At 71.2% G+C, this 22,431-nt stretch carries 22 protein-coding genes and 1 pseudogene; all 23 read left to right on the top strand.

Features of this window, described 5'->3' with window-relative positions; genetic code table 11:
• Nucleotides 1-2 precede the first annotated feature (2 nt).
• Nucleotides 3-1,016, top strand: coding sequence for a hypothetical protein (locus tag HYV93_14345; protein MBI2527149.1), 1,014 nt, complete (start codon nucleotides 3-5; stop codon nucleotides 1,014-1,016).
• 3 nt (nucleotides 1,017-1,019) lie between these two features.
• A complete protein-coding gene (locus HYV93_14340) occupies nucleotides 1,020-1,898 on the top strand; it encodes a 4Fe-4S binding protein (GenBank protein ID MBI2527148.1) in 879 nt (292 codons plus the stop codon).
• A complete protein-coding gene (locus HYV93_14335; GenBank protein ID MBI2527147.1) occupies nucleotides 1,895-6,895 on the top strand; it encodes a 2-oxoacid:acceptor oxidoreductase family protein in 5,001 nt (1,666 codons plus the stop codon). Before HYV93_14340 ends, HYV93_14335 begins: the two co-directional genes overlap by 4 nt.
• 116 nt (nucleotides 6,896-7,011) lie before the next feature.
• Complete coding sequence (gene rsxC, locus HYV93_14330) at nucleotides 7,012-8,337, top strand: electron transport complex subunit RsxC (protein ID MBI2527146.1); 1,326 nt, start codon at nucleotides 7,012-7,014, stop codon at nucleotides 8,335-8,337.
• Complete coding sequence (locus tag HYV93_14325; protein ID MBI2527145.1) at nucleotides 8,334-9,341, top strand: RnfABCDGE type electron transport complex subunit D; 1,008 nt, start codon at nucleotides 8,334-8,336, stop codon at nucleotides 9,339-9,341. The genes rsxC and HYV93_14325 overlap by 4 nt, the downstream gene beginning before the upstream one ends.
• Nucleotides 9,338-10,021, top strand: coding sequence for an FMN-binding protein (locus HYV93_14320; protein MBI2527144.1), 684 nt, complete (start codon nucleotides 9,338-9,340; stop codon nucleotides 10,019-10,021). Before HYV93_14325 ends, HYV93_14320 begins: the two co-directional genes overlap by 4 nt.
• Entirely contained in the window at nucleotides 10,018-10,743 is a 726-nt protein-coding gene (locus tag HYV93_14315; protein ID MBI2527143.1) for an electron transport complex subunit E, read from the top strand. Before HYV93_14320 ends, HYV93_14315 begins: the two co-directional genes overlap by 4 nt.
• Complete coding sequence (locus HYV93_14310; GenBank protein ID MBI2527142.1) at nucleotides 10,743-11,321, top strand: electron transport complex subunit RsxA; 579 nt, start codon at nucleotides 10,743-10,745, stop codon at nucleotides 11,319-11,321. Before HYV93_14315 ends, HYV93_14310 begins: the two co-directional genes overlap by 1 nt.
• Nucleotides 11,318-11,494 (top strand): hypothetical protein, encoded by a 177-nt coding sequence (locus HYV93_14305; GenBank protein ID MBI2527141.1) that lies wholly within the window; start codon nucleotides 11,318-11,320, stop codon nucleotides 11,492-11,494. Before HYV93_14310 ends, HYV93_14305 begins: the two co-directional genes overlap by 4 nt.
• Entirely contained in the window at nucleotides 11,481-12,491 is a 1,011-nt protein-coding gene (locus HYV93_14300) for an FAD:protein FMN transferase (protein ID MBI2527140.1), read from the top strand. The genes HYV93_14305 and HYV93_14300 overlap by 14 nt, the downstream gene beginning before the upstream one ends.
• 388 nt (nucleotides 12,492-12,879) lie before the next feature.
• A complete protein-coding gene (locus HYV93_14295; protein ID MBI2527139.1) occupies nucleotides 12,880-13,683 on the top strand; it encodes a TetR/AcrR family transcriptional regulator in 804 nt (267 codons plus the stop codon).
• 1 nt (nucleotide 13,684) lies between these two features.
• Nucleotides 13,685-14,314 carry a sigma-70 family RNA polymerase sigma factor gene (locus tag HYV93_14290; GenBank protein MBI2527138.1) on the top strand — a complete coding sequence of 210 codons (630 nt, stop codon included), beginning with the start codon at nucleotides 13,685-13,687 and terminating at the stop codon, nucleotides 14,312-14,314.
• A gap of 189 nt (nucleotides 14,315-14,503) precedes the next feature.
• On the top strand, nucleotides 14,504-15,052 hold the full coding sequence (locus HYV93_14285) for a hypothetical protein (GenBank protein MBI2527137.1): 549 nt from the start codon (nucleotides 14,504-14,506) through the stop codon (nucleotides 15,050-15,052).
• Nucleotides 15,053-15,154: 102 nt separating this feature from the next.
• Nucleotides 15,155-15,367 carry a hypothetical protein gene (locus HYV93_14280; GenBank protein MBI2527136.1) on the top strand — a complete coding sequence of 71 codons (213 nt, stop codon included), beginning with the start codon at nucleotides 15,155-15,157 and terminating at the stop codon, nucleotides 15,365-15,367.
• A gap of 488 nt (nucleotides 15,368-15,855) precedes the next feature.
• Nucleotides 15,856-16,167, top strand: a complete 312-nt coding sequence (gene rplU / locus HYV93_14275) for a 50S ribosomal protein L21 (GenBank protein MBI2527135.1) — start codon at nucleotides 15,856-15,858, stop codon at nucleotides 16,165-16,167.
• Nucleotides 16,168-16,171: 4 nt separating this feature from the next.
• Nucleotides 16,172-16,279, top strand: a pseudogene (locus HYV93_14270) (50S ribosomal protein L27).
• Nucleotides 16,280-16,311: 32 nt separating this feature from the next.
• Entirely contained in the window at nucleotides 16,312-17,274 is a 963-nt protein-coding gene (gene obgE, locus HYV93_14265) for a GTPase ObgE (GenBank protein MBI2527134.1), read from the top strand.
• Nucleotides 17,253-18,377 (top strand): glutamate 5-kinase, encoded by a 1,125-nt coding sequence (proB, locus tag HYV93_14260; GenBank protein MBI2527133.1) that lies wholly within the window; start codon nucleotides 17,253-17,255, stop codon nucleotides 18,375-18,377. The genes obgE and proB overlap by 22 nt, the downstream gene beginning before the upstream one ends.
• 23 nt (nucleotides 18,378-18,400) lie before the next feature.
• Nucleotides 18,401-19,657 (top strand): glutamate-5-semialdehyde dehydrogenase, encoded by a 1,257-nt coding sequence (locus tag HYV93_14255; protein ID MBI2527132.1) that lies wholly within the window; start codon nucleotides 18,401-18,403, stop codon nucleotides 19,655-19,657.
• Nucleotides 19,658-19,664: 7 nt separating this feature from the next.
• Nucleotides 19,665-20,309 carry a nicotinate (nicotinamide) nucleotide adenylyltransferase gene (nadD, locus tag HYV93_14250; protein MBI2527131.1) on the top strand — a complete coding sequence of 215 codons (645 nt, stop codon included), beginning with the start codon at nucleotides 19,665-19,667 and terminating at the stop codon, nucleotides 20,307-20,309.
• Entirely contained in the window at nucleotides 20,309-20,665 is a 357-nt protein-coding gene (gene rsfS / locus HYV93_14245) for a ribosome silencing factor (protein ID MBI2527130.1), read from the top strand. Before nadD ends, rsfS begins: the two co-directional genes overlap by 1 nt.
• A 107-nt stretch (nucleotides 20,666-20,772) precedes the next feature.
• Complete coding sequence (locus HYV93_14240; protein ID MBI2527129.1) at nucleotides 20,773-21,138, top strand: TraR/DksA family transcriptional regulator; 366 nt, start codon at nucleotides 20,773-20,775, stop codon at nucleotides 21,136-21,138.
• A gap of 24 nt (nucleotides 21,139-21,162) precedes the next feature.
• Nucleotides 21,163-22,431, top strand: a 1,269-nt coding sequence (locus tag HYV93_14235) for a DUF1049 domain-containing protein (protein MBI2527128.1), incomplete at its 3' end; no start/stop codon positions are given.

The following is a 22,431-nucleotide window of genomic DNA, read 5'->3' as shown; positions in this document are numbered from 1 at the left end:
GCGTGCGCCTCGCCCTGGATGCCTTCGCCAAGCCCATCGGTGCCTTCCGCGCGACGCTGGCGGCCACCGCCGATGAGGTCCGCAACTACCTCGCCACGCGGCAGTCGACCTGGGAAGGAAAGGTCGCGCGCGTTGGCGCCCAGCTCGGGCCGCTGGCCTCGGGACGGATCGACGTCGAGCGTTTCGCCACTCTCGTGGAGGATCAGCCCGACGCCTCGTCGGCCGCGCTCGAGACCCTCGGCGGCGCTCTCGCGGCGCTGGGCGACCTCGCCGGGCGGAGCGAGCGCCTCTGCGTCGTCGAGCTTGTCGCCGGGGGCAGCCTCTACGAGGCCGTCGGGCGGGGGCTGGCGGAGATCGGCCGGGCCTTCAGCGCGGCCCGGCTCGTGTCCGACGTGCGGGCGGGACGGTTCGCGCCGGCCACGCGAGGGGCGGCCGCGGAGCCGCTGCCCTTCTCGCGCTGGACGCGGGCCGAGCGGCGGCTCGCGCCGCCCCTCGTGGTGCGGGTCGAGGGCCGGGACCTCCGCGCCGCGGGGCTGGCCGAGTTCCTCGACGGGCGCCAGCGCCTCGCTCTCGTGGTGGAGGGCGAGTGCCCGCCGGCGCCGCTGGCGCGGCTCATCACGCCGGGGATCTTCGTGCTGCAGAGCAACGCCGGCGCCGGGCTGGACCGCCTCCTCGCCTGGGACGGACCCGGCATTGCAGCGCTGGTGCCGGACTCGGCGGCCCGCTTCGCTCACGACCCGGGCCGGGGCGCCGCGGTGTGGGATCGTCTCGGCATCGAATCCCTGCCCGAGCGGGTGGGGCGCCGGGGCATCGGCGGGTTCAGCGCGGCGCAGCAGATGGAGGAGCTCGAGTTGCTCCGGAGCCTCGCGAGCCGCCCGGCGGGGCGCGGGGCGTGCACGGGGGGCGCGGCAGCCCCCGGGCCTGTGGTCGCCGCCGCGGAGGCCACGCCGGCCGACCCCGCGGACAAGCTTGCGGCGTGGCTCCTGAGCCGGGTGGACCTCTCCGATGTCGGTTGACTCGTGGACACGCTGAACCCGGCAGCCATCGCCGGCTCTGCCATCATCCTCGGCGGGGTCGGCCTCTTCTTCGCCGCCCTGATCGCCGTCACGAACCGCAAGTTCCGGGTCTGGGAGGATCCGCGGATCGATGTGGTGGCCGGGCTCCTGCCCGGCGCCAACTGCGGGGCCTGCGGCCAGCCCGGCTGCCGGGCCTTCGCCGAGCAGGTCGTCCAGGGGGCCATCGCGCCGGCGTCGTGCACGGTGGCGAGCCCTGACGTCCGGACTGACATCGCCGCGTACCTGGGGGTCGACGTCGGCCAGGCCGTGCAGAGAGTCGCCCGCCTGCTCTGCGCGGGCGGGCGGGACGTGGCGCCGGCTCGCGCCGACTACCGGGGGCTCGGCACGTGCAAGGCCGCAGCCGCGGTGGCCGGCGGCCAGAAGGGTTGCGTGTGGGGGTGCCTCGGCCTCGCAGACTGCGAGGTGGCCTGCACGTTCGACGCGATCTACATGAACGAGGCCGAACTGCCGGTGGTGATCCCGGCCAGGTGCACGGCCTGCGGGGACTGCGTCACGGCCTGTCCCAAGGATCTCTTCACCATCATGCCGATGGAGCACCGGCTCCTCGTGCAGTGCAAGAGCCTGCTCGAGGGCGAGAGCGCCGAGCGGCTCTGCCGCGTCGCCTGCAACGGCTGCGGCAGGTGCGTCATGGACGCTGCCCCGGGCGTCATCGCCATGAAGAACGGGCTGGCGGTCGTGGACTACGCGAAGAACGACCTGGCGGGACCGGAAGCCACGCGCCGGTGTCCCACGGGAGCCATCGTCTGGGTGGAGGGCGCGCAGTTCGCTCGCCGTGCCCCCGCCCCGGCGGCGCTCCGGCCCGCCGAGGAGGTAGTGGCATGAGATCCCGCAAGCAGGAGGCCCCTCCCTCCGCGCCCAGGTACCCGGGGATCCCGACCGCGGTCGATGGCAGCGCGGCTGTCGTCGAGATGGAGACCGCGGCCAGCGAGGCGGCCGGCGCCTACCCGATCACACCCTCCACCCAGATGGGCGAGGGGTGGGCGGCGGCGCTCGCCGCCGGAAAGACCAACGTCAACGGGCGCCGCCTGCTCTTCTTCGAGCCGGAGGGCGAGCACGCCGCCGCCGCCGTCACCGCCGGGATGAGCATGGTCGGGCTCAGGGCCACGAACTTCTCCAGCGGGCAGGGCATCGCCTACATGCACGAGTCGCTGTACGCGGCGGTGGGCAAGCGGCTCACCTACGTGCTCAACATCGCCGCCCGCGCCATGACCAAGCACGCGCTGAACGTGCACGCCGGCCACGACGACTACCACGCGGTGGACGACACCGGCTTCTTCCAGCTCTTCGCCAAGAACGTGCAGGAGGGGGCCGACCTCAACCTGATCGCCCACCGGATCGCCGAGCTGTCGCTGAACCCCGGCATCTGCGCGCAGGACGGCTTCCTCACCAGTCACGTGATCGAGTCCTGCCGGCTGCCCGAGCGCGAGCTGGTGCGCGAGTTCCTCGGGGACCCCGCTGACATCATCGAGTCCCCCACCCCCGCCCAGCGTCTCGTCTTCGGGGAGCGGCGCCGGCGCATCCCTGAGATGTTCGACCTGGACAGCCCGACCATGCTCGGCGTCGTCCAGAACCAGGATGCCTACCAGCAGGGCGTGGCCGCCCAGCGCCCGTTCTACTTCGACCACGTGGCGGCCCTGGCCGATCGCGCGTTCGACGAGTACGCAGCTCTCACCGGACGGCGCTACGCGCGGGCCGCGGGCCACCGGATGGAAGATGCCGAGTACGCCATCGTCGGCCAGGGCTCGGTGGTGTGGAACGCCGAGGCGGTCGCCGACCATCTGCGCGCGGCGCGGCAGCTCCGGGTCGGCGTCGTCAACGTGACGATGTTCCGGCCCTTCCCGGCCGATCGCCTCGCCGCGCTGCTCCGGGGCAAGCGGGCCGTGGTGGTGCTGGAGCGGGTGGACCAGCCGCTCGCCGTGGATGCGCCGCTGCTCCGCGAGATCCGGGCCGCCATGGGGAAGGCCGTCGAGAACGGGCGGGCCCGCGGCGGGCGCCTCCCGCATGCCGGGCTGCCGGCCTGCGCTCCGGAGGAGGTGCCCGATTTCTATTCCGGGTGCTTCGGGCTCGGGAGCCGCGACCTGCAGCCCACCGATCTGATCGCCGCGGTGGACAACATGCTCGAGGGCGGCAAGAAGCGCCGCCAGTTCTACCTGGGCATCGAGTTCATCCGGCCGAAGACGCGCCTGCCGAAGCTGCAGATCTGGCAGGAGAAGCTCCTCGAGGGCTACCCGGACATCGCCGGCCTCGCGCTGACCCCGGCGGCCGACGTCAACCTGGCGTCGGAGGGCTCGCTCTCCCTCCGGATCCACTCCGTGGGCGGCTGGGGCGCGATCACCATGGGCAAGAACCTCGCGCTCACGGCCGCCGAGCTGCTCGGCCTGCACATCAAGGCGAACCCGAAGTACGGCTCGGAGAAGAAGGGCCAGCCGACCACCTTCTACGCCACCCTGGCCCGGGAGCCGGTCCGGCTCAACTGCGAGCTTCGTCAGGTGGACGTCGTGCTCTCCCCCGACCCCAATGTGACGCGGCACTCGGACCCCCTGGCCGGCCTCGCCGAGGGCGGAGTGCTCGTCATCCAGAGCGACCGCGGGGGCGCGGAGCTGTGGGCGAGCTTCCCGACGCAGACCCAGCGCGCCCTCAAGGAGCGGAAGATCCGCGTCTACTTCCTGGACGCTTTCCGCATCGCCGGCGCCGAGGCCTCGGGGGCCGAGCTGCGCTACCGCATGCAGGGCGCCGCCTTCATGGGCGCCTTCTTCCGCGTTGCCCCGCTGCTGCGCGGCCAGGGCGTGGACGAGGCCAAGCTCTTCGCGGAGATCGGCAGCCAGCTCAAGAAGAAGTTCGGGCGCCTCGGCGCTCAAGTGGTGGACGAGAACCTCCGCGTCATCCGCCGGGGCTACGACGAGGTTGTCGAGCTGGACGTGGCCGCCCACGAGGTGTCCACGGCAGGGCTCGGCCATGTGCCCGAGCGCCCGGCCCGGCTCGACGGGGACGGGAGCCAGGCCACGCTCGGCAACCCGGGACGGTTCTGGGAGCAGGTCGGCTACCTCTACTCGACCGGCCAGGACGGGATCGCCGATCCCTTCGCTGCCACCAGCGCGCTGCCGGCCGCCTCGAGCACCATCCGCGACATGACGGCCGTGCGGATGGAGGTGCCGGAGTTCGTGCCCGCCAACTGCACGGGCTGCGGGCAGTGCTGGACCCAGTGCCCTGACACCGCGATTCCCGGCGTGGTCAACCAGATCGACGAAGTCTTCGGGGCGGCCATCGGCTTCGCCGCCGGCGGGGGCTCCGTCGACCGCGTCCGGCAGATCGTCAAGCACCTCGGCAACGAGTCGCGCCGGATCATGCGCGAGGCCCCGTTCACGACGTTCGGCGCCGTGGCGACCGCCGCCTACGCGACCGTCGCCGACAAGCTCGGCTGGGAGCCGGAGCGGCGGGCGGCGCTGGACGCGGAGTGGGCGCCCGTGCAGGCGGCGCTCGCCGAGTTCCCGCTGGCGAAGACCGCGCCCTTCTTCGACGCCCCGGAGTCCCGGGCCAAGGGCAGCGGCGGACTCCTGTCGATCACGGTGAATCCCGGGACGTGCAAGGGCTGCAATATCTGTGTCGCGGTGTGCCCGGACGACGCGCTCCGGACCGTCAAGCAGGACGCCGGGGTGCTCGAGCGCCTGCGGCGCAACTGGCAGCTCTGGCAGCACCTGCCCGAGACCGACGACCGCTACGTCAGCATCGCGAGCCTGGAGGAGGGCATCGGGACGCTGCCCTCACTGCTCCTCAAGAAGGCCAACTACCTCTCCATGCTGGGCGGTGACGGGGCCTGCATGGGCTGCGGCGAGAAGACGATCCTCCACCTGGTCTTCTCCGCGCTCAACGCCCTCATGCAGCCGCGGGTCAAGGCCCATGTCGAGCGGCTCGACGGGCTCATCGCGCGGCTGGACGACAAGGCCCGGCGCATCCTCGCCTCGGAGGCGGATCTCGCGCGGGTGGCGGGGACGGCGGGCCCCATCGACGTGCCCCTCGCCCCGGCGAAGAAGCAGGAGGTGGAGCGCATCGCGGCGGCCATCCGTGACCTGCGGGACCTCCGCTGGCGCTACACGGAGGGGCCCAGCGGCGCCGGGCGGGCCCCCTGCGGCATCGCGAACGCCACCGGCTGCTCGTCGGTGTGGGGGAGTACCTATCCCTACAACCCCTACCCGGTCCCGTGGGTGAACCACCTCTTCCAGGACGCCCCCAGCGTGGCCATCGGCATCTTCGAGGGGCACATGCGGAAGATGGCCGACGGCTTCGCGGCCGTGCGGCGCGCCGAGCTCGAGCTCGCCGGCGAGTACGATCCGGCGCGGCACGAGGCGGAGCTCGGCAAGCTCGACTGGCGCAGCTTCAGCGACGAGGAGTTCGGTCTCTGCCCGCCCATCTTCGCGGTGGGCGGCGACGGGGCGCTGCTGGACATCGGCTTCCAGAACCTCTCGCGGCTGCTGGCCTCAGGCAAGCCGGTGCGCGTCGTGATGCTCGACACCCAGGTCTACTCCAACACCGGCGGCCAGGCCTGCACCAGCGGCTTCCTGGGCCAGGTGAGCGACATGGCGGAATTCGGGCCCGGCCAGCGCGGCAAGGAGGAGACGCGCAAGGAGCTCGCGCTGATCGCCATGGCCCATCGCAACGTGTTCGTGCTGCAGTCTTCCCAGGCCTCGCCCTCCCACCTGCTGGCCGGCGTGCTGCGGGGGCTCCAGTCACGGTACCCGGCGGTGTTCTCGCTTCACTGCCCGTGCCCGCCCGAGCACGGCGTCGGCGACGAGCAGGCGCCCCACGCGGCGAAGCTCGCGCTGGAGAGCCGCTCCGTCCCGCTGCTGGTCTACGACCCCGCGGCCGGGCCGAGGCTCGCCGACCGCCTGAACCTCGACGGCAACCCGTCGCTGGAAGATCCCTGGCCGACGTACGAGCTCAAGTACGTGGATGCAGCCGGCGCCGAGCAGGTGATGGAGCTGCCCGTCACCGTGGCGGACTGGGCCTGTACCGAGACGCGCTTCCGGAAGCATTTCTCCCGCATTCCCGCCGACGGGGAGCAGGAGCTCGTGCCCTTCCACGACTACCTGGCGCTCGGCAAGGACGACCGGGCCGGCAAGACGCCCTTCATCCACACCCTCGAGGGTGACCGGAAGCTCGGACGCCTCGCCGTCAGCGACGAGATCGTCCGCCTCACCGAGGACCGGCAGGAGGTGTGGGCACTGCTGCGCGAGATGGCCGGACTCAACGCGTCGCAGACGGGGGCGGCCGAGGCCGACTTCGAGCAGCGGTTGGCTGCGCTGCGGACCGAGTACGAGGCCAAGCTGGCCGACCTCAAGGCGCGCTACCCGTGGGTCATCGCGCGGCGCCTGGCCGAGGACCTGCTGGGGGCCGGCAACGGCGGGACGCCCATCGGCGAGCTGCTGGCGAAGGTCGACGCGCTGCCGGCCATGGCGCGACCCCGCGCCACCGCGCCCCCCCAGGCCGCGCCCGCGTCTCTGGTGGGCGCGCCGGCCGTGGCGAGCCCCGCGGTGGCGGCGGCGCCAGCTGCGGTCGAGGCCGGCGAGGCGCTCACGATGGAGCCGTACATCGACTCGGCGCTCTGCACGGCCTGCAACGAGTGCACGAACCTGAACAAGCGGCTCTTCGCCTACAACGCCAAGAAGCAGGCCTACATCAAGGACCCCAGGGCCGGTACGTTCAAGGAGATCGTGCAGGCCGCCGAGAAGTGCCCCGTGAAGATCATCCATCCCGGCACGCCGCTGAACCCGGCGGAGAAGGACCTGGCCAAGTGGCTCAAGCGCGCCCAGCCCTTCAACTGACGCTGCCGTGAAGACACTCGACCGCCAACCCCAGCTGCGCGGCTCGACGTCAAGCCGGTGGGGAGGTCTGGGGGCGGAGCGGCGGTCGCTCCCCCCCAGCCTGGACTGACCCTTCTGTGTGGAACCATCTGAAGTTCCGCCACGGCGTCCACCCGCCCGAGTTGAAGGAGCTCACCGCCCGGATCGCGATCCGGCGGGTGCCGTACCCGGACGAGGTGGTGCTGCCGTTCCGGCAGCACACGGGCAAGCCCGCGCGCCCCGTCGTGAAGCCCGGCGACCGCGTGGAGCGCGGCGATGCGCTCGGCGAGGCCGACGGGTACGTCTCGACGCCGGTGCACGCCTCCGCGGCGGGGACCGTCGAGGGTATCGCCCTCTGGCCGCATCCCGACGGGTCCTACGCCCCCGCCGTCCGGATCGCGGTGGACCGCTACTCGCCGCAGGCGCCGCGGCCGCGACTGGTTCCGGACTGGACGCGCCTCGAGCCCTCCGAGATCGTCGAGGCGATCCGCCAGGCCGGAGTGGTGGGTCTCGGCGGCGCGGCGTTCCCCACCCACGTCAAGCTCGCCCCGCCCAAGGACCAGGTCGTCGACACCGTGCTGATCAACGGCTGCGAGTGCGAGCCATACCTCACCACCGACCACCGCACCATGGTCGAGTACCCGGAGCGCGTGCACCTCGGCCTGCGCATCATGATGCGCTGCCTGGGGGTGACACGCGCGCTGATCGGCATCGAGCTGAACAAGCCCGATGCCATCGAGGCCATCCGCCGGACGCTCCCCCCGGACCTGGACGTGACCGTGCATGGGCTCGATGTGAAGTACCCGCAGGGGGCGGAGAAGATGTTGATCAGGGCGCTGCTCGGCCGCGAGGTGCCCTCCGGGAAGCTCCCGCTGCACGTGGGCGTTGTCGTGCAGAACGTCGCCTCCGCGGCGACCATCGCCGAGGTGTTCGAGACGGGGTTGCCGTTGATCGAGCGGATCGTCACCGTGACGGGGCGCGGGGTCAAGCGGCCGGCGAACCTCATCGTGCCCGTCGGCATGAAGCTCCGCGACCTGATCGACGCCTGCGGCGGCTTCACCGCGGACGCGCGGGAGATCGTGTTCGGCGGCCCCATGATGGGCCTCGCCCAGGCCCACCTGGACACCCCCCTCGTCAAGGGCACGACCGGCGTGGTCGTCCTCGCCGCGGCGGAGACGAAGCCCACCGTCTCCTACCCATGTATCCGCTGCGGACACTGCCTGGATTCCTGTCCAGTCTTCCTCAACCCGCAGCTGCTCGGCCAGCTCGCCCTCAAGGAGCGCTGGGAGGAGATGGAGGCCAGCCACCTGGTCGATTGCATGCTCTGCGGCTGCTGCGGCTACACCTGCCCGTCGAACATCCCCCTGCCGCAGCTCTTCGCGCTGGCGAAGGCGGCGCTCCGGAAGCGCCCGGCCGCGGCATGAGCGCCCCGTCGCTCCTCGTCACCGCCTCGCCGCACCTCGCCGCCGGCGACAGCACGCCCAGGATCATGTGGAGCGTCGTGGCGAGCCTGGCACCCATCGTGGCGGTCGCCACGTACTTCTTCGGGCCGAGCGCGCTCCTGGTCGTGGCGGCCGCCACGGCCGGCGCGCTGGTGACCGAGCGCGGCCTGGATCGCCGGCGCACCCTCGGCGACGGCTCAGCGGCGATCACCGGGATCCTGCTGGGGCTCACGCTACCGGCCGGGCTGCCCCTGTGGATGGCCTTCGCCGGTGGCGCCTTCGGCATCGCCATCGGCAAGCTCGCCTTCGGCGGGCTCGGCCAGAACGTGTTCAACCCCGCTCTCCTCGGGCGGGCCTTCCTCCAGGCGGCGTTTCCGGTGGCGCTGACCACCTTTCCCGCTCCCGCGACCGGGCACTGGTGGCAGCTCCTCGGCGACAACTTCGCGTGGCCCTTCGCGAGCCCCCGGGCGCTCGACACGGTGACGGGCGCCACGCCGCTGGGCCGGATGAAGTTTGACCATCAGGGGACGCCGCTCCTCGACCTCGTCCTGGGCACCACCTCGGGCTCGCTGGGCGAGACGTCGGGGCTCGTGATCCTCCTCTGCGGCAGCTACCTGGCCCTGCGCAACTACCTCAACTGGCGGATCCCGGCGAGCATCTTCGCCACCGTCGCCATCCTCGCCGCCGGCCTGCACGCGCTCGATCCGGCCCGCTACCCGGGCGCCGCCTTCATGCTCTTCTCCGGGGGGCTCATGCTGGGCGCCATGTACATGGCCACCGACCTCGTCACCTCGCCGGTGACGCATCTCGGCTGCTGGCTCTTCGGGGCCGGCATCGGCCTGCTCGTCCTCCTCATCCGGCTCTGGGGAGGGCTCGCCGAGGGCGTGATGTACGCCATCCTCATCATGAACGCCTTCGTCCCCTTCCTGAACCGGTGGACGCAGCCCCGGGTGTTCGGCTCGGCGGCGCCGAGGGGGCGCTCGTGACGGGCGGCGACGGCCAGGGCGGGAGCGCGGTGATGGCGTCGGCGCCGCCGGCGCCGGACGAGGTCAAGGCCTCGCGGCTGCTGGCCACCCTCGGCGTGGGCGGGGTCGTGGCGGGCGTGCTCCTCGTGGTCGCCTTCGGCCTCACGCTGCCGACCATCGAGGCCAACAAGGCGCGAGAGCTGGCGGCGGCCGTCAACGAGGTCCTCAGGGCTCCGGCGCGCTACGAGACGCTCTACGTCGTGGCCGGCGCCCTCGTGCGGAAGGTGCCCGACGGCGCCGACCCCAAGAAGGTCGAGCGCGTCTACCTCGGCTACCGATCGGACGACCAGCGCGTCGGCTTCGCCATGGTCTCGGCCGAGGCGGGATTCCAGGACTTCGTGAGGGTCATCTTCGGCTACGACCCGAGGACGAAGCAGCTTCTCGGCATGAAGGTCCTCGAGAGTAAGGAGACCCCGGGGCTCGGCGACAAGATCGAGAAGGACCGGGCCTTCGTCTCGCAGTTCGCCGAGGCCCACGTCCCGCTCATCGGGGTGAAGCAGGGCAAGCGGTCGGGCCCGCGCGAGGTCGCGATGATCACCGGTGCCACCATTTCATCGAAGGCCGTCATCCGGATCATCAACAACGCGCTGCAGCGGCTGGGGCCGCTGGTGGATCGCTACCCCCAGGAGGGCAAGGGATGAGCAGAGAGATCGCCCCGGCGGACCTGCACTGCGGCGCCCCCCCCGAGGGCACGGGGGTAGGGGCACGACGGATCGCCGCGCCCCGGGAGGACCTCATCAAGGGCTTCTGGCGCGAGAACCCGGTGCTGGTCCAGCTGCTCGGACTCTGCCCGACCCTGGCGGTGACCAACTCGGTGGCGAACAGCGTCGTCATGGGAATCGCCACCTTCTTCGTCCTCGTCGGCTCGAGCCTGCTCGTGTCGGTCTCCCGGCGCTTCATCCCCAACGAGGTCCGGATCGCCAGCTACATCCTGATCATCGCGACCTTCGTCTCCGTCGCCGAGATGGCGCTGCAGGCGCTGGTCCCCGACATCTACAAGGCGCTTGGCGCCTTCGTGGCGCTCATCGTCGTCAACTGCATCATCCTGGGCCGCCAGGAGGCGTTCGCCGGTAAGAGCCCCGTCGGCCGCTCGGTGCTCGACGCGATCGGGATGGGCATCGGCTTCATCATCATGATGCTCATCATGGGCTCCGTGCGCGAGGTGCTCGGCAGCGGGACCTTCCTCGGGGTGAGCCTCTTCGGGCCCAGATTCGAGCCCTGGGTGATCATGGTGCTCCCCCCCGGCGGGTTCTTCACGCTCGCCTTCGTCCTGCTGACGGTGGCCTGGCTCAAGCGGCGGAAGGCGCTCAGGGCGCGCGCGGTGGAGCCGGGTGGGATCGCGGCGGTGGAGAGGGCGGCCTGATGGGCGACCTCGCGTGGATCTTCATCTCCTCGATGGTGGTGAACAACTTCACCCTGATGCTGTTCCTCGGCCTGTGCCCGTTCCTCGGCGTGTCGGGCCGCATCGACACGGCGCTCCGGATGGGCGTGGCCGACACCTTCGTGCTCACCATGACGGCGGTGGCCGTGTGGTTCCTCAACGCCTTCGTCCTCCGCAGCGCCCCGTACCTCCGCCTCATCGCCTTCATCATCGTCATCGCGTCCCTGGTGCAGATCGTCGAGATGGTGATCAAGAAGCTGAGCCCGGCGCTGTTTCGCGCCCTCGGGATCTATCTTCCGCTCATCACGACCAACTGCGCGGTCCTCGCCCTGGCCATCTTCCAGACCAACCGGGAGTACAGCCTCCTGGAGGCGGTGGTCTTCGCGATCGGCTCGGGGGCCGGCCTCACCCTGGCCTTGCTGGTCATGGCCTCGATCCGCGAGGGCATCGAGCTGGTCGACGTCCCCGCGGTCGCCAAGGGCACGGCGCTCGTGCTGCTCATCGCCGGCAGCCTCTCGCTGGCCTTCATGGGCTTCGCGGGGCTCCTGAGCTCGTCATGACGACGCTGCTGACCATCCTCGGCGTGGCGGCCCTCTTCGCGCTGTTCGGGCTCTTGATGCGCGGCCGCCGCCTCTCATGCGGCGGCAGCTCGTGCACGGCGACGGCGGAGGGCTGTGGCGGCTGTGACGCGAAACCCGGCGGAGAAACGGAGTCGACGCATGCGCAACGCTGATCGCGGCCCGTCGCCCACCTTCACGCGGAGGGAGGTCCTCACTCTGGGGATCGGTGCCTTCGTCGTGGCCAGCATCCCCCTCGCCGGCCGCGGGCGCCCGGAGCTGGTGCGCCGGGCCATGCCGGTGATGGGGACCATCGCCGAGCTGGCCGTCGTCCATCGGGACCCGCGCCTGGCCCATGCTGCCATGGACGCGGCGATGGAGGAGCTCCAGACGGTGGAGCAGCTCATGACGCGCTTTTCCGAGGCCTCCGATGTCGGGCGCGCGAACCGCCTTGCGGCCACTGGGCCCGTGTCCGTGAGTCTGCGGACGGCGGCAGTGCTCCGGGAGGCTCTCGCGTGGGCCGAGGCGAGCGCCGGCGACTTCGACCCGTGCATCGGCCGGGCCATCCGGCTCTGGGACGTGGGCCAGCGGCGCACCCCGCCCCCCGAGGACCAGGTCCGGCCCCTGGCCGGGCGCAGCCTCTACCGCGCGATGGAACTTGAGACGTGGCGGGGGGGGCCGGTGATCCGGTTCAGGGACCCCGGCGTGGAGGTCGACCTCGGTGGCATCGCGAAGGGCCACGGGGTCGATGCCGCGGTCCAGGCGCTCAGGCGCCGGGGCATCACGCGGGCGATCGTGAACGTCGGCGGCGATCTCTTCGCTCTCGGGGAGTCCGAGTCCGGCGAGCCCTGGCGGGTCGGGGTCCGGTCGCCGGATGACCCGAGCCGCCTCGCTGGAGAACTGGCCGTCAGCGACGGGGCGCTGGCGACCTCCGGAGACTACCTGCAGTTCTTCAGTCACGGGGGCCGCCGGTACCATCATCTCCTCGACCCGACGACGGCCGCCCCCAGGCGCACGGCGATGCACAGCGTCACGGTGTCTGCTAGCACCTGCCTTGCTGCCGACGCAGCGGCCACTGCCGTGTACGGCATGGCGCCGGAGCGCGCGGAGGGGTTGTTGCGAGCCCGCGCGCCCGGGGCCCGCATCGTCAGCACCGTCGCCCGGGAAGTGTGAGCTCCCAAGCCAGACCGCGCCGGCCCATGGCCGGAAACGCCGAGGGGGTGACAGGGGGGAGACCCCGACATGACGACGGGGACGGGTGGGCGAGCCCCGGCTTGACACCCCCCACGTGGCCGTGGGAGGAAGCGACTGACCCTGGCCTGGCTCCGAGGTCCGGGCCGCGCCCGGCTCGCCCCCGAGTCCGATCCGTCAGCCTTGGAGATGGCTGGCTGGATTTGACGCGCTGCGCTTCGCCTGCCGTGCGCCAGGCCCACTGACACCCCCGGCTCAACCAGGCCCTGGCCCTGCAATTTCCGCTTGCTGCCGCGCTACTTCTTGGCTATATTTGTACCGACCAGTTGGTACATACCGCAAGGCGTTAAAACTGCCAGGAGACAGGGCGATGGCTGTGGAAGTCAGGAGCGCCAAAGGGGCAGCAACCAGGGATCAGATCCTGGACGTGGCCGGAAAGCTGATCCACCTGCGCGGCTACCACGCGACGTCCCTCGACGAGGTGCTCAAGGAAAGCGGCGTCGGCAAGGGGAACTTCTACTACTATTTCAAGAGCAAGGAAGATCTCGGTTACGCCATCATCGACAGGGCGATCCAGGCCTTCACGGAGCGAACCCTGGAGCCGGCCTTTGCCGAAGCGTCGGGCGATCCGCTGCGCCAGATCGGCGGATTCCTCGACCGCGTGCTCGACACTCTGCGGCAGCGCAACTGCGTCGGCGGCTGCCCCCTGGGGAACCTGGCCTCTGAGCTGTCAGACGTGCACGAGGGATTCCGCCAGCGCCTGGCCGTCATCTTCGGAGCCTGGCGGGGGAAGCTGGCCGAGACCCTCGCCCGCGGCCAGCAACGCGGCAGCCTCCGATCCGACCTGGACCCGATCAGTGGGGCGCAGTTCGTGGTGGCTGCCCTCGAGGGCGCGATCCTCATGACCAAGGTCACGCGCGAGATCGAGGTCATGGAGCGGTGCATGACCGAGCTCAAGCATCACCTCGCGCTGTATAAGGTGTGCGAGCCGCAGCCGGAGGCGAGGCGAGCGAAGATGGAAGTTCCCCGAGCGGAGCGAGGGGGCGAGCCGCAGCCCGCTGTGCGAGGCGCAGCCGAAGGCGAGCCGAGCGAGGTGGATGGAGAAGCGCGAAGCGCGCCGAGGCGAGCGAAGATGGAAGTTCCCCGAGCGGAGCGAGGGGGCGAGGCCGGCTGAGATGGTGACACGACCGGACGAGGTAGAACGTGCGCCCTCGGGGCGGGTCGATCCTGATGCGGTCCTTCTCGAGCGCCTGCGACGCGAGGATCCCGAAGGGCCGGAGCAGCTCGTCGCCACCTACGGCGATCGCGTTTACCGGCTGGCGATCCGCATCACCAGCAACGAGCAGGACGCTGAGGAAGTGGTGCAGGACGCTCTCTGGACCGCGGCGCGGAAGATCCACACGTTCAAGGGGGAGTCGGCCTTCGGCAGCTGGCTCTACCGCATCACGGCCAACGCGGCCTACCAGAAGCTCCGGAGCCGGCAGGGCAAGCGGAACGAGGTGTCCTGGGAGGATCTCCTCCCTGCCTTCGACGATCTCGGGAAGCACGCCGATCCCGTGGGGGACTGGTCGGCCAAGGTCGACGAACCGGCGCTACAGACCGAGCTCAGAAGCGTCCTGACGGCGGCCATTGACGAGTTGCCGCTGGACTACAGGACTGCCTTCCTCATGCACGACGTTGAAGGGCTCTCGAACCCCCAGATCGCCGAGGCGCTCGGGATCAGCCTGCCCGCGGTCAAGTCGCGCGTGCACCGCTCGCGCCTCTTCCTCAGGCAGCGGCTCTCCCGGTACCTCGCGCCAGCCTAGGAGGATTGCCATGACGGCGGAGTACTTCGCCATGCTGTTTCCGCTCGGGTTCGCTGACCGCCCCCCCCGGAACCGGGACGGGCGGGAGATCGAGTGCGGACGGGACCCCGCTCCCTCGCGGTGTCTGAGCCGCCGAGCCCGGTGCGCCGATCGCCCTCCGCGGCCCGATGTGGCGCTCCGGGAGGACGCATGCCCCCGGTGAAGAGCGACTCGCGCTGGATCCCCGAGTTCAGGGAGAGGTACGCGGCCTGGTGGTCCCGGGCCGCGCCCCTCGTCGAGCGCCACGACTACGGGGCCGCCTTCAAGGACTACCCGTGGCCGGCCTTCACCCAGTCGCCGTGGGCGCCCGTGACGAAGGCCCTGGCCGAGAGCCGGGTCGCCGTGGTGAGCACAGGTGGCTTGTACTGCCACGAGCAGCATGTGCCCTTCGACGCCAACTCGGGCGAGGGCGACTGGACGTGGCGCGCCATCCCCGCCGTGTTGCCCATCAGCGCGCTCGGGATCGCCCACGACCACTTCGCCCACGAGGTGGCACGGGAGGACATGAACACGATCTTCCCGCTGGATCGGCTGAGCGAGCTCGAGGCCTCGGGGGTGATCGGGAGCCTGGCAGCAACCCACTACAGCATCATGGGCTATTGTCCGCCCGCCGCGGATCTCGCGGAGGAGACGGCCCCGGCCATCGCCCAGAGCCTCCGGTCCGAGGGGGTGGACGTCGCGCTCATCATCCCCGTCTGACCCGTCTGCCACCAGTCCGGTGGACTGGTCCAGCGGGAGATCGAAGCCTGGGGCGTTCCGACCATCTCCTTGTCGAACAATCCCGGCGCAAGCCGCCGGGTGATGCCTCCGCGCTGGCTGCGCGTGCGCTTCCCCCGGGGTAGCATGCTCGGGGAGCCGGGGAACCGCGACAAGCAGCTGCGGGTGCTGACCGACACGCTCGGCGCGCTGCGGACCATCTCCTCGCCCGGCGGGTCGCTGGAGCTTCCGTACCGATGGGAGGCCGACCCGGTCGTGTGGCGAGGCAAGCCGCTCACCGAGGGCGCGTATAGCTAAGACCGCGTCGCCCTTGACTTCCAGGGTGTCCTTGTGGTCTGATTGGGCTTCGCCGCGCGGCGCGACGCGCCCAACGGCTGCTGGCGCGCCCCGATGAGGCCCGCAGGGCCGAAGAGGCCAAGCCGCAAGGCGTGGGAAGCCACGGTCAAGCGACGTGATGAGGCCCGCAGGGCCGAAGAGGCCAAGCCGCAAGGCGTGGGAAGCTACGATCAAGCGACGTGGTGAGGGCCCGCAGGGCCGAAGAGGCCGAGCCGCAAGGCGTGGGAAGCCACGATCAAGCGACGTGGTGAGGGCCCGCAGGGCCGAAGAGGCCAAGCCGCAAGGCGTGGGAAGCCACGGTCAAGCGACGTGATGAGGCCCGCAGGGCCGAAGAGGCCAAGCCGCGAGAGGCCAACGGTTGCGCGCACGCCCCGATGAGCCCCATGAGGGCGAAGAGGCCAAACCGCAACGCATAGCAAGTCACGTCCAGGCGAGGAGATAGGAGATTCATGGAAGCGGTCATCGCGACGGGCGGGAAGCAGTACCGGGTGGCACCGGGCCAGGTCATCAAGGTGGAACGGCTCGGCCAGCCTCGGGGCACGGCGGTGGAGTTCAAGGAGGTCCTGCTCGTCAACCAGGATGGCCAAGTCACCGTGGAGCCCGGGGCGCTCAAGGGGGCCAGGGTTACCGGCGAGGTGGTCGTCGAGAAGAAGGACGCCAAGGTACTCGTGGTCAAGTTCAAGCGGCGGAAGAACTACCGGCGGAAGCGCGGGCATCGGCAGACCCTGACGACCGTCCGCATCACGAAGATCGAGGTCTAGGCTCATGGCGCACAAGAAGGGTGTCGGCAGCTCCAGGAACGGTCGCGACTCGAACCCCCAGATGCTCGGGGTGAAGCGCTTCGGCGGTCAGTTCGTGACGGCCGGTAGCATTTCGTCAAGGGCGGCGACGGAGGCGCCGGGTGTGTGAGCTTCCGTCGCGAGAAGTTCGTTCCCCGGGGCGGCCCCGACGGGGGCGACGGGGGAGACGGCGGTAGCGTGGTCCTGGAAGCAGACCCCTCCATCACCACCCTCCTGGACTTCCGCTACCAGCGCCACTACAACGCCGAGCGGGGGCAGCACGGCAGGGGCGCGAACCGGCACGGGAAGAGCGGGACGGACACGGTACTGCGCGTCCCGCTCGGCACCGTGGTCTCCGACCGTGACTCCGGCGAGCCTCTCGGCGACCTCACCGTGGCCGGCGAACGCCTCGTGGTCGCGCGCGGAGCCCGCGGGGGTCGCGGCAATGCCCGCTTCGTCACGTCCACCAACCGGGCGCCACGACGGGCCGATCTCGGACGCGCTGGGGACGAGCGCTGGATCCACATGGAGCTGAAGCTCCTGGCCGACGTCGGGGTGATCGGCTTCCCGAACGCCGGCAAGTCCACCCTCGTGTCCAGACTGTCCGCCGCCACGCCGAAGATCGCCGACTATGCCTTCACGACGCTCGCGCCCAGCCTCGGCATGGTCCGCCTGGGCGAGGGCGCTTCCTTCGTGATCGCCGACCTGCCCGGGCTCATCCCCGGCGCGGCGGAGGGCAAGGGGCTGGGTATCCGCTTTCTCCGCCACACGGAGCGGACGCGGCTCCTGATCCACCTGGTGGACCTCGATCCGAGGCACGGGCGCGACCCCGTGGAGGACTATCAGGCCATCCAGCATGAGCTCTCAACCTACTCCGAGACGCTGGCCGGGCGCCCTCAGGTGGTGGCGGGGAGCAAGGCCGATCTGCCGGGCACGGCGGGGGGCCGGGCAGCCCTCCAGCGGTTCTGCAAGGAGCGGGGCATCGCTTTCCACGCCATCTCCTCCGTCACGGGCATTGGCCTCGACGCCCTCCTCCGCGACGTGGCCGCGAGGCTCAGGAGCCCCGAGTGGGCGCCCGCCGCGGGGTGACCCGGGCCCGGCGGCTGGTCGTCAAGGTCGGCAGCGGGCTCATCGCCGCGCCCGGCCAGGGGCCCGACGCCAGGCGCATCGCCGCGCTGGCCGCGGACATCGCGGGGCTCCGCAAGGACCGCCGCGAGGTGGCCCTGGTCTCGTCCGGCGCCATCGTGACCGGCATGGCACGTCTCGGACTGCCAGCGCGACCGCGCAGCATCCCCGAGAAGCAAGCGGCGGCGGCGGTGGGGCAGTCGGCGCTCATGTGGCACTACGAGCACGCCTTCAAGAGGCATGGCCTGCACGTGGGCCAGGTGCTCCTGACGGGCCAGGACATCAGTGACCGCTCGCGCTACCTCAACGCCCGGAACACGCTCCTCACCCTGCTCCACTTCGGGGTCCTGCCCATCGTCAACGAGAACGACACGGTGGCGGTGGACGAGATCAAGGTGGGGGACAATGACAACCTCGCCGCCCTGGTGGCCCACCTGATCGACGCTGATCTCCTGGTCCTCTTGACGGATGTAGACGGCCTGTACACGGCAGATCCGCGGCGCGACCCCAGCGCGCGCCGAGTGGAGACCGTTGAGGCCATCACGGAGGACATCCAGCGCCTCGTCTACGATGAACGGGCGGGCGTGTCCGTGGGGGGCATGAGCACCAAGCTCGAGGCGGCCCAGAAAGCTGGAGCCTCGGGCATCGCCATGGTCATCGCCAGCGGGCGAGAGCCAGGTGTGCTGGGGCGGCTCCTCGCAGGCGAGGGGCTCGGCACCTACTTCCAGCCCCGCGGGGACAGGCTGGCGGCACGGAAGCGGTGGATCGCCTTCGCGGTCCCGCCCCAGGGGTGCCTCACGGTTGACGCGGGCGCGAAGAAGGCCTTAACTGAGAAGGGCAAGAGCCTCCTGCCCTCGGGGCTGGTGGAGGTGCGGGGGGAGTTCCGGGCGGGAGAGGTCGTCAGTCTCGCCGAGGACGGCGGGGGGGAGTTCGCGCGGGGGCTCGTGAACTACGAGGCCTCCGAGCTGCGGGCGATCCGGGGGGTCAAAACCGCCGAGATCGAGAAGAGGCTGGGCTACAAGGGGTTTGGCGAGGTGATCCACCGGGACAACCTGGTGGTGCTCTGAGCGGAGGCGCGGGGAGGCTGGGCATGGACATCGCGGCACAGGTGCAGGCCAAGGCGCGCGCCGCCAAGGAGGCGTCACGGGCGCTCGCGCTGGCTCCCACCAGGACCAAGGACGAGGCCCTGAGGCAGATGGCCCGCGGGCTGGAGGAGAAGGCCGCCACGATCCTCGAGGCCAACCGGGCTGACCTCGACCGCGCCCGCGCCAAGGGGTTCACGCGCGCCTTCGTGGACCGGCTCACGCTGACGGAGGGGCGCATCGAGGAGATGGCCGCCGGCCTGCGGCAGGTGGCCGCGCTCGCCGATCCCGTGGGGGACGTGGTGGAGACGTGGCGCCGGCCCAGCGGTCTCGAGATCTCCCGCGTGCGTGTACCCCTCGGTGTGATCGGCTTCATCTACGAGTCCCGCCCCAACGTCACCGCCGACGCTGCAGGGCTCTGCCTCAAGTCCGGGAACGCCGTGGTGCTGCGGGGGGGCAGCGAGGCCATCGAGTCCAACAGCCTGATCGCCCAGCTTCTCGCCAAGTCGGCGGAGAAGGCGGGCCTGCCGGCTGACGTGATCCAGTACGTGGACACGGTGGACCGCGCCGCCGTGATGGCGCTCCTCACGCTCGACCGCTACCTGGACCTGATCATCCCCCGGGGTGGCGAGGAGTTCGTCCGCCTGGTGAACGAGCGCTCCACCGTCCCCGTGCTCAAGCATGACAAGGGGCTGTGCCACGTCTTCGTGGACGAGAGCGCCGACCTCGAGATGGCCGTGGCCATTACCGTCAACGCCAAGGCGCACCGCGTGAGCGTCTGCAACGCCATCGAGACGCTGCTGGTGCACGCCGCCGTCGCGCCCCGCTTCCTGCCGGTGGCCGCGGCGCGGCTCGTCGAGGCGGGCGTGGAGCTGCGGGGGGACGAGCGCACGCGGGCCCTCGTGCCCGCCGCCCGGGAGGCCCAGGAGGCCGACTGGGACACAGAGTACCTCGACTACATCCTCGCGGTGAAGGTGGTCGACGACCTCGACGCGGCGGTGGCGCACATCCGCCGCCACGGCTCGGGACTCGCGGAGGCCATCGTGACCACCGACCTCCGGAGCGCGCGGCGCTTCACCCGCGAGGTGGATGCCGCGGCGGTGCTGGTCAACGCCTCGACACGGCTCGTGGACGGGGCCCAGTTCGGCATGGGTGCCGAGATGGGCATCTCGACGTCCAGGCTCCACGCGCGCGGGCCGGTGGGCGTGCGCGAGCTGACCACCACGAAGTTCGTCGTGCTCGGCGACGGGCAGCTCCGGGAGTAGCCGGGCGTTGCCGCGCCTCGGGGTGCTCGGGGGGACCTTCAACCCCATCCACTTCGGCCATCTGCTCGTGGCCGACGAGGTCTGCGAGGTGCTCGAGCTGGACCGCGTGCTGCTCGTGCCGGCCTCGATGCCCCCGCACAAGCCCCCTGCCGAGCTGGCGCCGGCCGCCGATCGGTTCGCCATGACGGCGCTGGCGGCGCAGGAGCACGCGCGATTCGAGGTCTCCGACGTGGAGCTCCGGCGGCGCGGGCCCTCCTACACGGTGGACACGCTCGAGGCGCTGGGGACCCGCGGCGACCTCTTCCTCATCATCGGCTCCGAGACGTTCCTCGACCTGCTCACGTGGAGGGATCCGCGGGGCGTCGCGGCGCGTGCCCGGCTGGTGGTGGTGCCGCGCAGCGGGAGCGGGTTCGATCCGGACGCCCCGGCCTCGCAGAAGGTGCTCCGGGAGCTGGGGCTCGATGGGTTCGTCCGGCCCGGGGTGACGGGCGACTCCCCGGGCGCCCCCCTCCTCGTCGCAGCCGCCTCGTTGCCGATCTCCGGCTCGGAGCTGAGGCGTCGCGCCCGCGAGGGCCGGAGCCTCGCCTTCCGGATGCCGGCCCCGGTGGCCGCCTACATCCGCGAGCACGGGCTGTACCGACAGGAGGCATGATGGCCTCGACGTCGTCCGAGCGGACCGTGCGCCTCGCCGCCCACGCCGCCCTGGAGAAGAAGGCCGTGGACCTGGTGGTCCTCGACCTGCAGGGCCTCTCCGGCATCGCGGACTTCTTCCTGGTCTGCAGCGCCCAGTCGGGCACGCAGCTAGACACCATGGCAGATGCGATCCAGGGAGCGCTCAAGGGCGCGGGCGTGCGCGCGCGTCATCGGGAGGGCACTGCCCAGAGCGGCTGGCTCCTGCTGGACTACGGCGACGTCGTGGTCCACCTCTTCACCGACGGGCCGCGGCAGTTCTACGCCCTCGAGCGCCTCTGGGGCGACGCGCCCGTGCTCTCCGTGGAGGGCTCCTGAGCCGCCGGGGCGGCGGCGCGGGTTGCGTTCATTCGGGCGACATGGTAGCCTGCGCCACTACCGCGGGGCCCGCCGCGGCGCCGCAGGACGGTTGCAAGGAGGCGGAGATGAGGAAGGAACGTCTGGCCCACTTCAGGAAGAAGCTGGAGGAGAAGCACCGCCAGCTCGTCGAGGGGGTCGGGAAGACTGTGCTGTACGCCAAGGGCCCCGAGGACGACTCCATCAAGGACCTGGGCGACCAGGCCTCGAGTGCATACAACCGAGAGTTCCTGTTCGAGCTGGGCAACGGCGACCGGCGCCTCCTGAAAGAGGTGGTCGCGGCTCTTCAGAAGCTCGACGAAGGCGGGTTCGGCGCCTGCGAGCGGTGCGGGGAACTCATTGCCGAGAAGCGGCTCGAGGCCCTGCCCTTCGCCCGCTACTGCATCGGCTGTCAGCGGACCGTCGAGGAAGAAGAGCGGACGGCGGCCGGATAGCACGCGCCGCAGGGCGCCCGTTCCGTGCCCATCCGCCTGGCTCTCCTTCTCCTCCTCCTGTTCGCAGTCTTCGTCGCGTACCTGACCTCGCTCAACGACGCCCGCGTCAGGGTGGCCCTCGGACCCGCCTGGGGCTACGACCTTCCCCTCATGGCGCTCCTCCTCGGCGCCTTCCTCCTGGGGGTGGTGCTCGCCATCCTCCTCGGCGCGGCCCGCGATCTGAGCCGCGCCTACCGTGACCACCAGACCGCTCGCGGTGCCCGGCGCACAGCAGCTCTTGGTGAGCTCTACCACCAAGGGCTCGATGCCCAGCTCGCAGGACGGTGGGTCCAGGCGCAAGCCGCCTACGAGGAGATCCTCCGGCGGGAGCCCGGCTACACAGAGGCCCATGCGAAGCTCGCCGAGCTGGCGCACGGCCGCGGCGACGCGCAGGGAGCCCTCGTCCACCGGCTCCAGGCGCTCCGGAACGACGAGCGCCCCGAGACGCTCCTGGCGGTGGCCGAGGACTATCGCCGGGCGGGGCGGCAGGACGACGCTCTGGGGATCTACCGGGACGTGCTCGCGCGCGATCCGGATCACTTGACAGCGCTTCGAGCTCTCCGCGACCTCACCGCCGAGCTGGGCCGCTGGGCTGACGCGCTCCCCGCCCAGGAACGGCTGCTCCGGCTCGCGCCGGTCCAGGAGCGGGCGGAGGAGCAGGCCTGGCTCGCCGGGATCCAGTACGAGGTCGGCCAGGCCCGGGCGGCCGACGGGGACGCCCAGGCTGCCGTGACGGCCTTCCGCGAGGCTCTCCGCGTCCAGGCCGATTTCCTCCCCGCGATCCTGGCGCTGGGGGATGTCCATCTCAAGGCGGGCGACGCGGCGCAGGCGGGCCGGGTTTGGGAGCGCGGGCTCGAGCGGCAGCTCGCACTCCCGCTCCTCTCCCGCATCGAGCAGCTCCACCGCGCCGAGGGTCGCCCCACGAGGATGATCGCCCTCTATCAGCAGGCGGCGGCCCGGGCCCCCGAGAACCTGGCAGTGGCTCTCGGCCTCGCGCGCGTGTACTTCGAGCTGTCCATGCTCGACGAAGCGGCGGACCAGTTCCAGAAGATCGAGGTGCAGGCGCCCGACCTGCCATCCCTTCACGCCTACCTGGGAACCATCTTCGAGCGTCGGGGCCAGGTGCCGCAGGCCTTCGAGGAGTACCGCCGGGCGCTCCGCTCGACGGCGAGCTTCGAGTGGCCGCACCGCTGCGCTGGCTGCGGCGCCGCGAGCCCCCGGTGGGGCGACCGGTGCCCCTCGTGCCGCCGCTGG

This window comes from Candidatus Rokuibacteriota bacterium (genome assembly GCA_016188005.1).
Lineage (GTDB): Bacteria > Methylomirabilota > Methylomirabilia > Rokubacteriales > CSP1-6 > UBA12499.
Note: the sequence above shows the minus strand (reverse complement) of the source record. Positions and strands in the feature narration are given on the sequence as shown.

What these genes read in the sequence shown, in the direction of transcription:
- HYV93_14335 (MBI2527147.1), top strand. Translation starts at nt 1,895, where the DNA reads ATGAGATCCCGCAAGCAGGAGGCCCCTCCCTCCGCGCCCAGGTACCCG.
- HYV93_14325 (MBI2527145.1), top strand. Translation starts at nt 8,334, where the DNA reads ATGAGCGCCCCGTCGCTCCTCGTCACCGCCTCGCCGCACCTCGCCGCC.
- HYV93_14315 (MBI2527143.1), top strand. Translation starts at nt 10,018, where the DNA reads ATGAGCAGAGAGATCGCCCCGGCGGACCTGCACTGCGGCGCCCCCCCC.
- HYV93_14310 (MBI2527142.1), top strand. Translation starts at nt 10,743, where the DNA reads ATGGGCGACCTCGCGTGGATCTTCATCTCCTCGATGGTGGTGAACAAC.
- HYV93_14305 (MBI2527141.1), top strand. Translation starts at nt 11,318, where the DNA reads ATGACGACGCTGCTGACCATCCTCGGCGTGGCGGCCCTCTTCGCGCTG.
- HYV93_14300 (MBI2527140.1), top strand. Translation starts at nt 11,481, where the DNA reads ATGCGCAACGCTGATCGCGGCCCGTCGCCCACCTTCACGCGGAGGGAG.
- HYV93_14295 (MBI2527139.1), top strand. Translation starts at nt 12,880, where the DNA reads ATGGCTGTGGAAGTCAGGAGCGCCAAAGGGGCAGCAACCAGGGATCAG.
- HYV93_14290 (MBI2527138.1), top strand. Translation starts at nt 13,685, where the DNA reads ATGGTGACACGACCGGACGAGGTAGAACGTGCGCCCTCGGGGCGGGTC.
- HYV93_14285 (MBI2527137.1), top strand. Translation starts at nt 14,504, where the DNA reads ATGCCCCCGGTGAAGAGCGACTCGCGCTGGATCCCCGAGTTCAGGGAG.
- HYV93_14280 (MBI2527136.1), top strand. Translation starts at nt 15,155, where the DNA reads ATGCCTCCGCGCTGGCTGCGCGTGCGCTTCCCCCGGGGTAGCATGCTC.
- rplU (MBI2527135.1), top strand. Translation starts at nt 15,856, where the DNA reads ATGGAAGCGGTCATCGCGACGGGCGGGAAGCAGTACCGGGTGGCACCG.
- HYV93_14255 (MBI2527132.1), top strand. Translation starts at nt 18,401, where the DNA reads ATGGACATCGCGGCACAGGTGCAGGCCAAGGCGCGCGCCGCCAAGGAG.
- rsfS (MBI2527130.1), top strand. Translation starts at nt 20,309, where the DNA reads ATGGCCTCGACGTCGTCCGAGCGGACCGTGCGCCTCGCCGCCCACGCC.
- HYV93_14240 (MBI2527129.1), top strand. Translation starts at nt 20,773, where the DNA reads ATGAGGAAGGAACGTCTGGCCCACTTCAGGAAGAAGCTGGAGGAGAAG.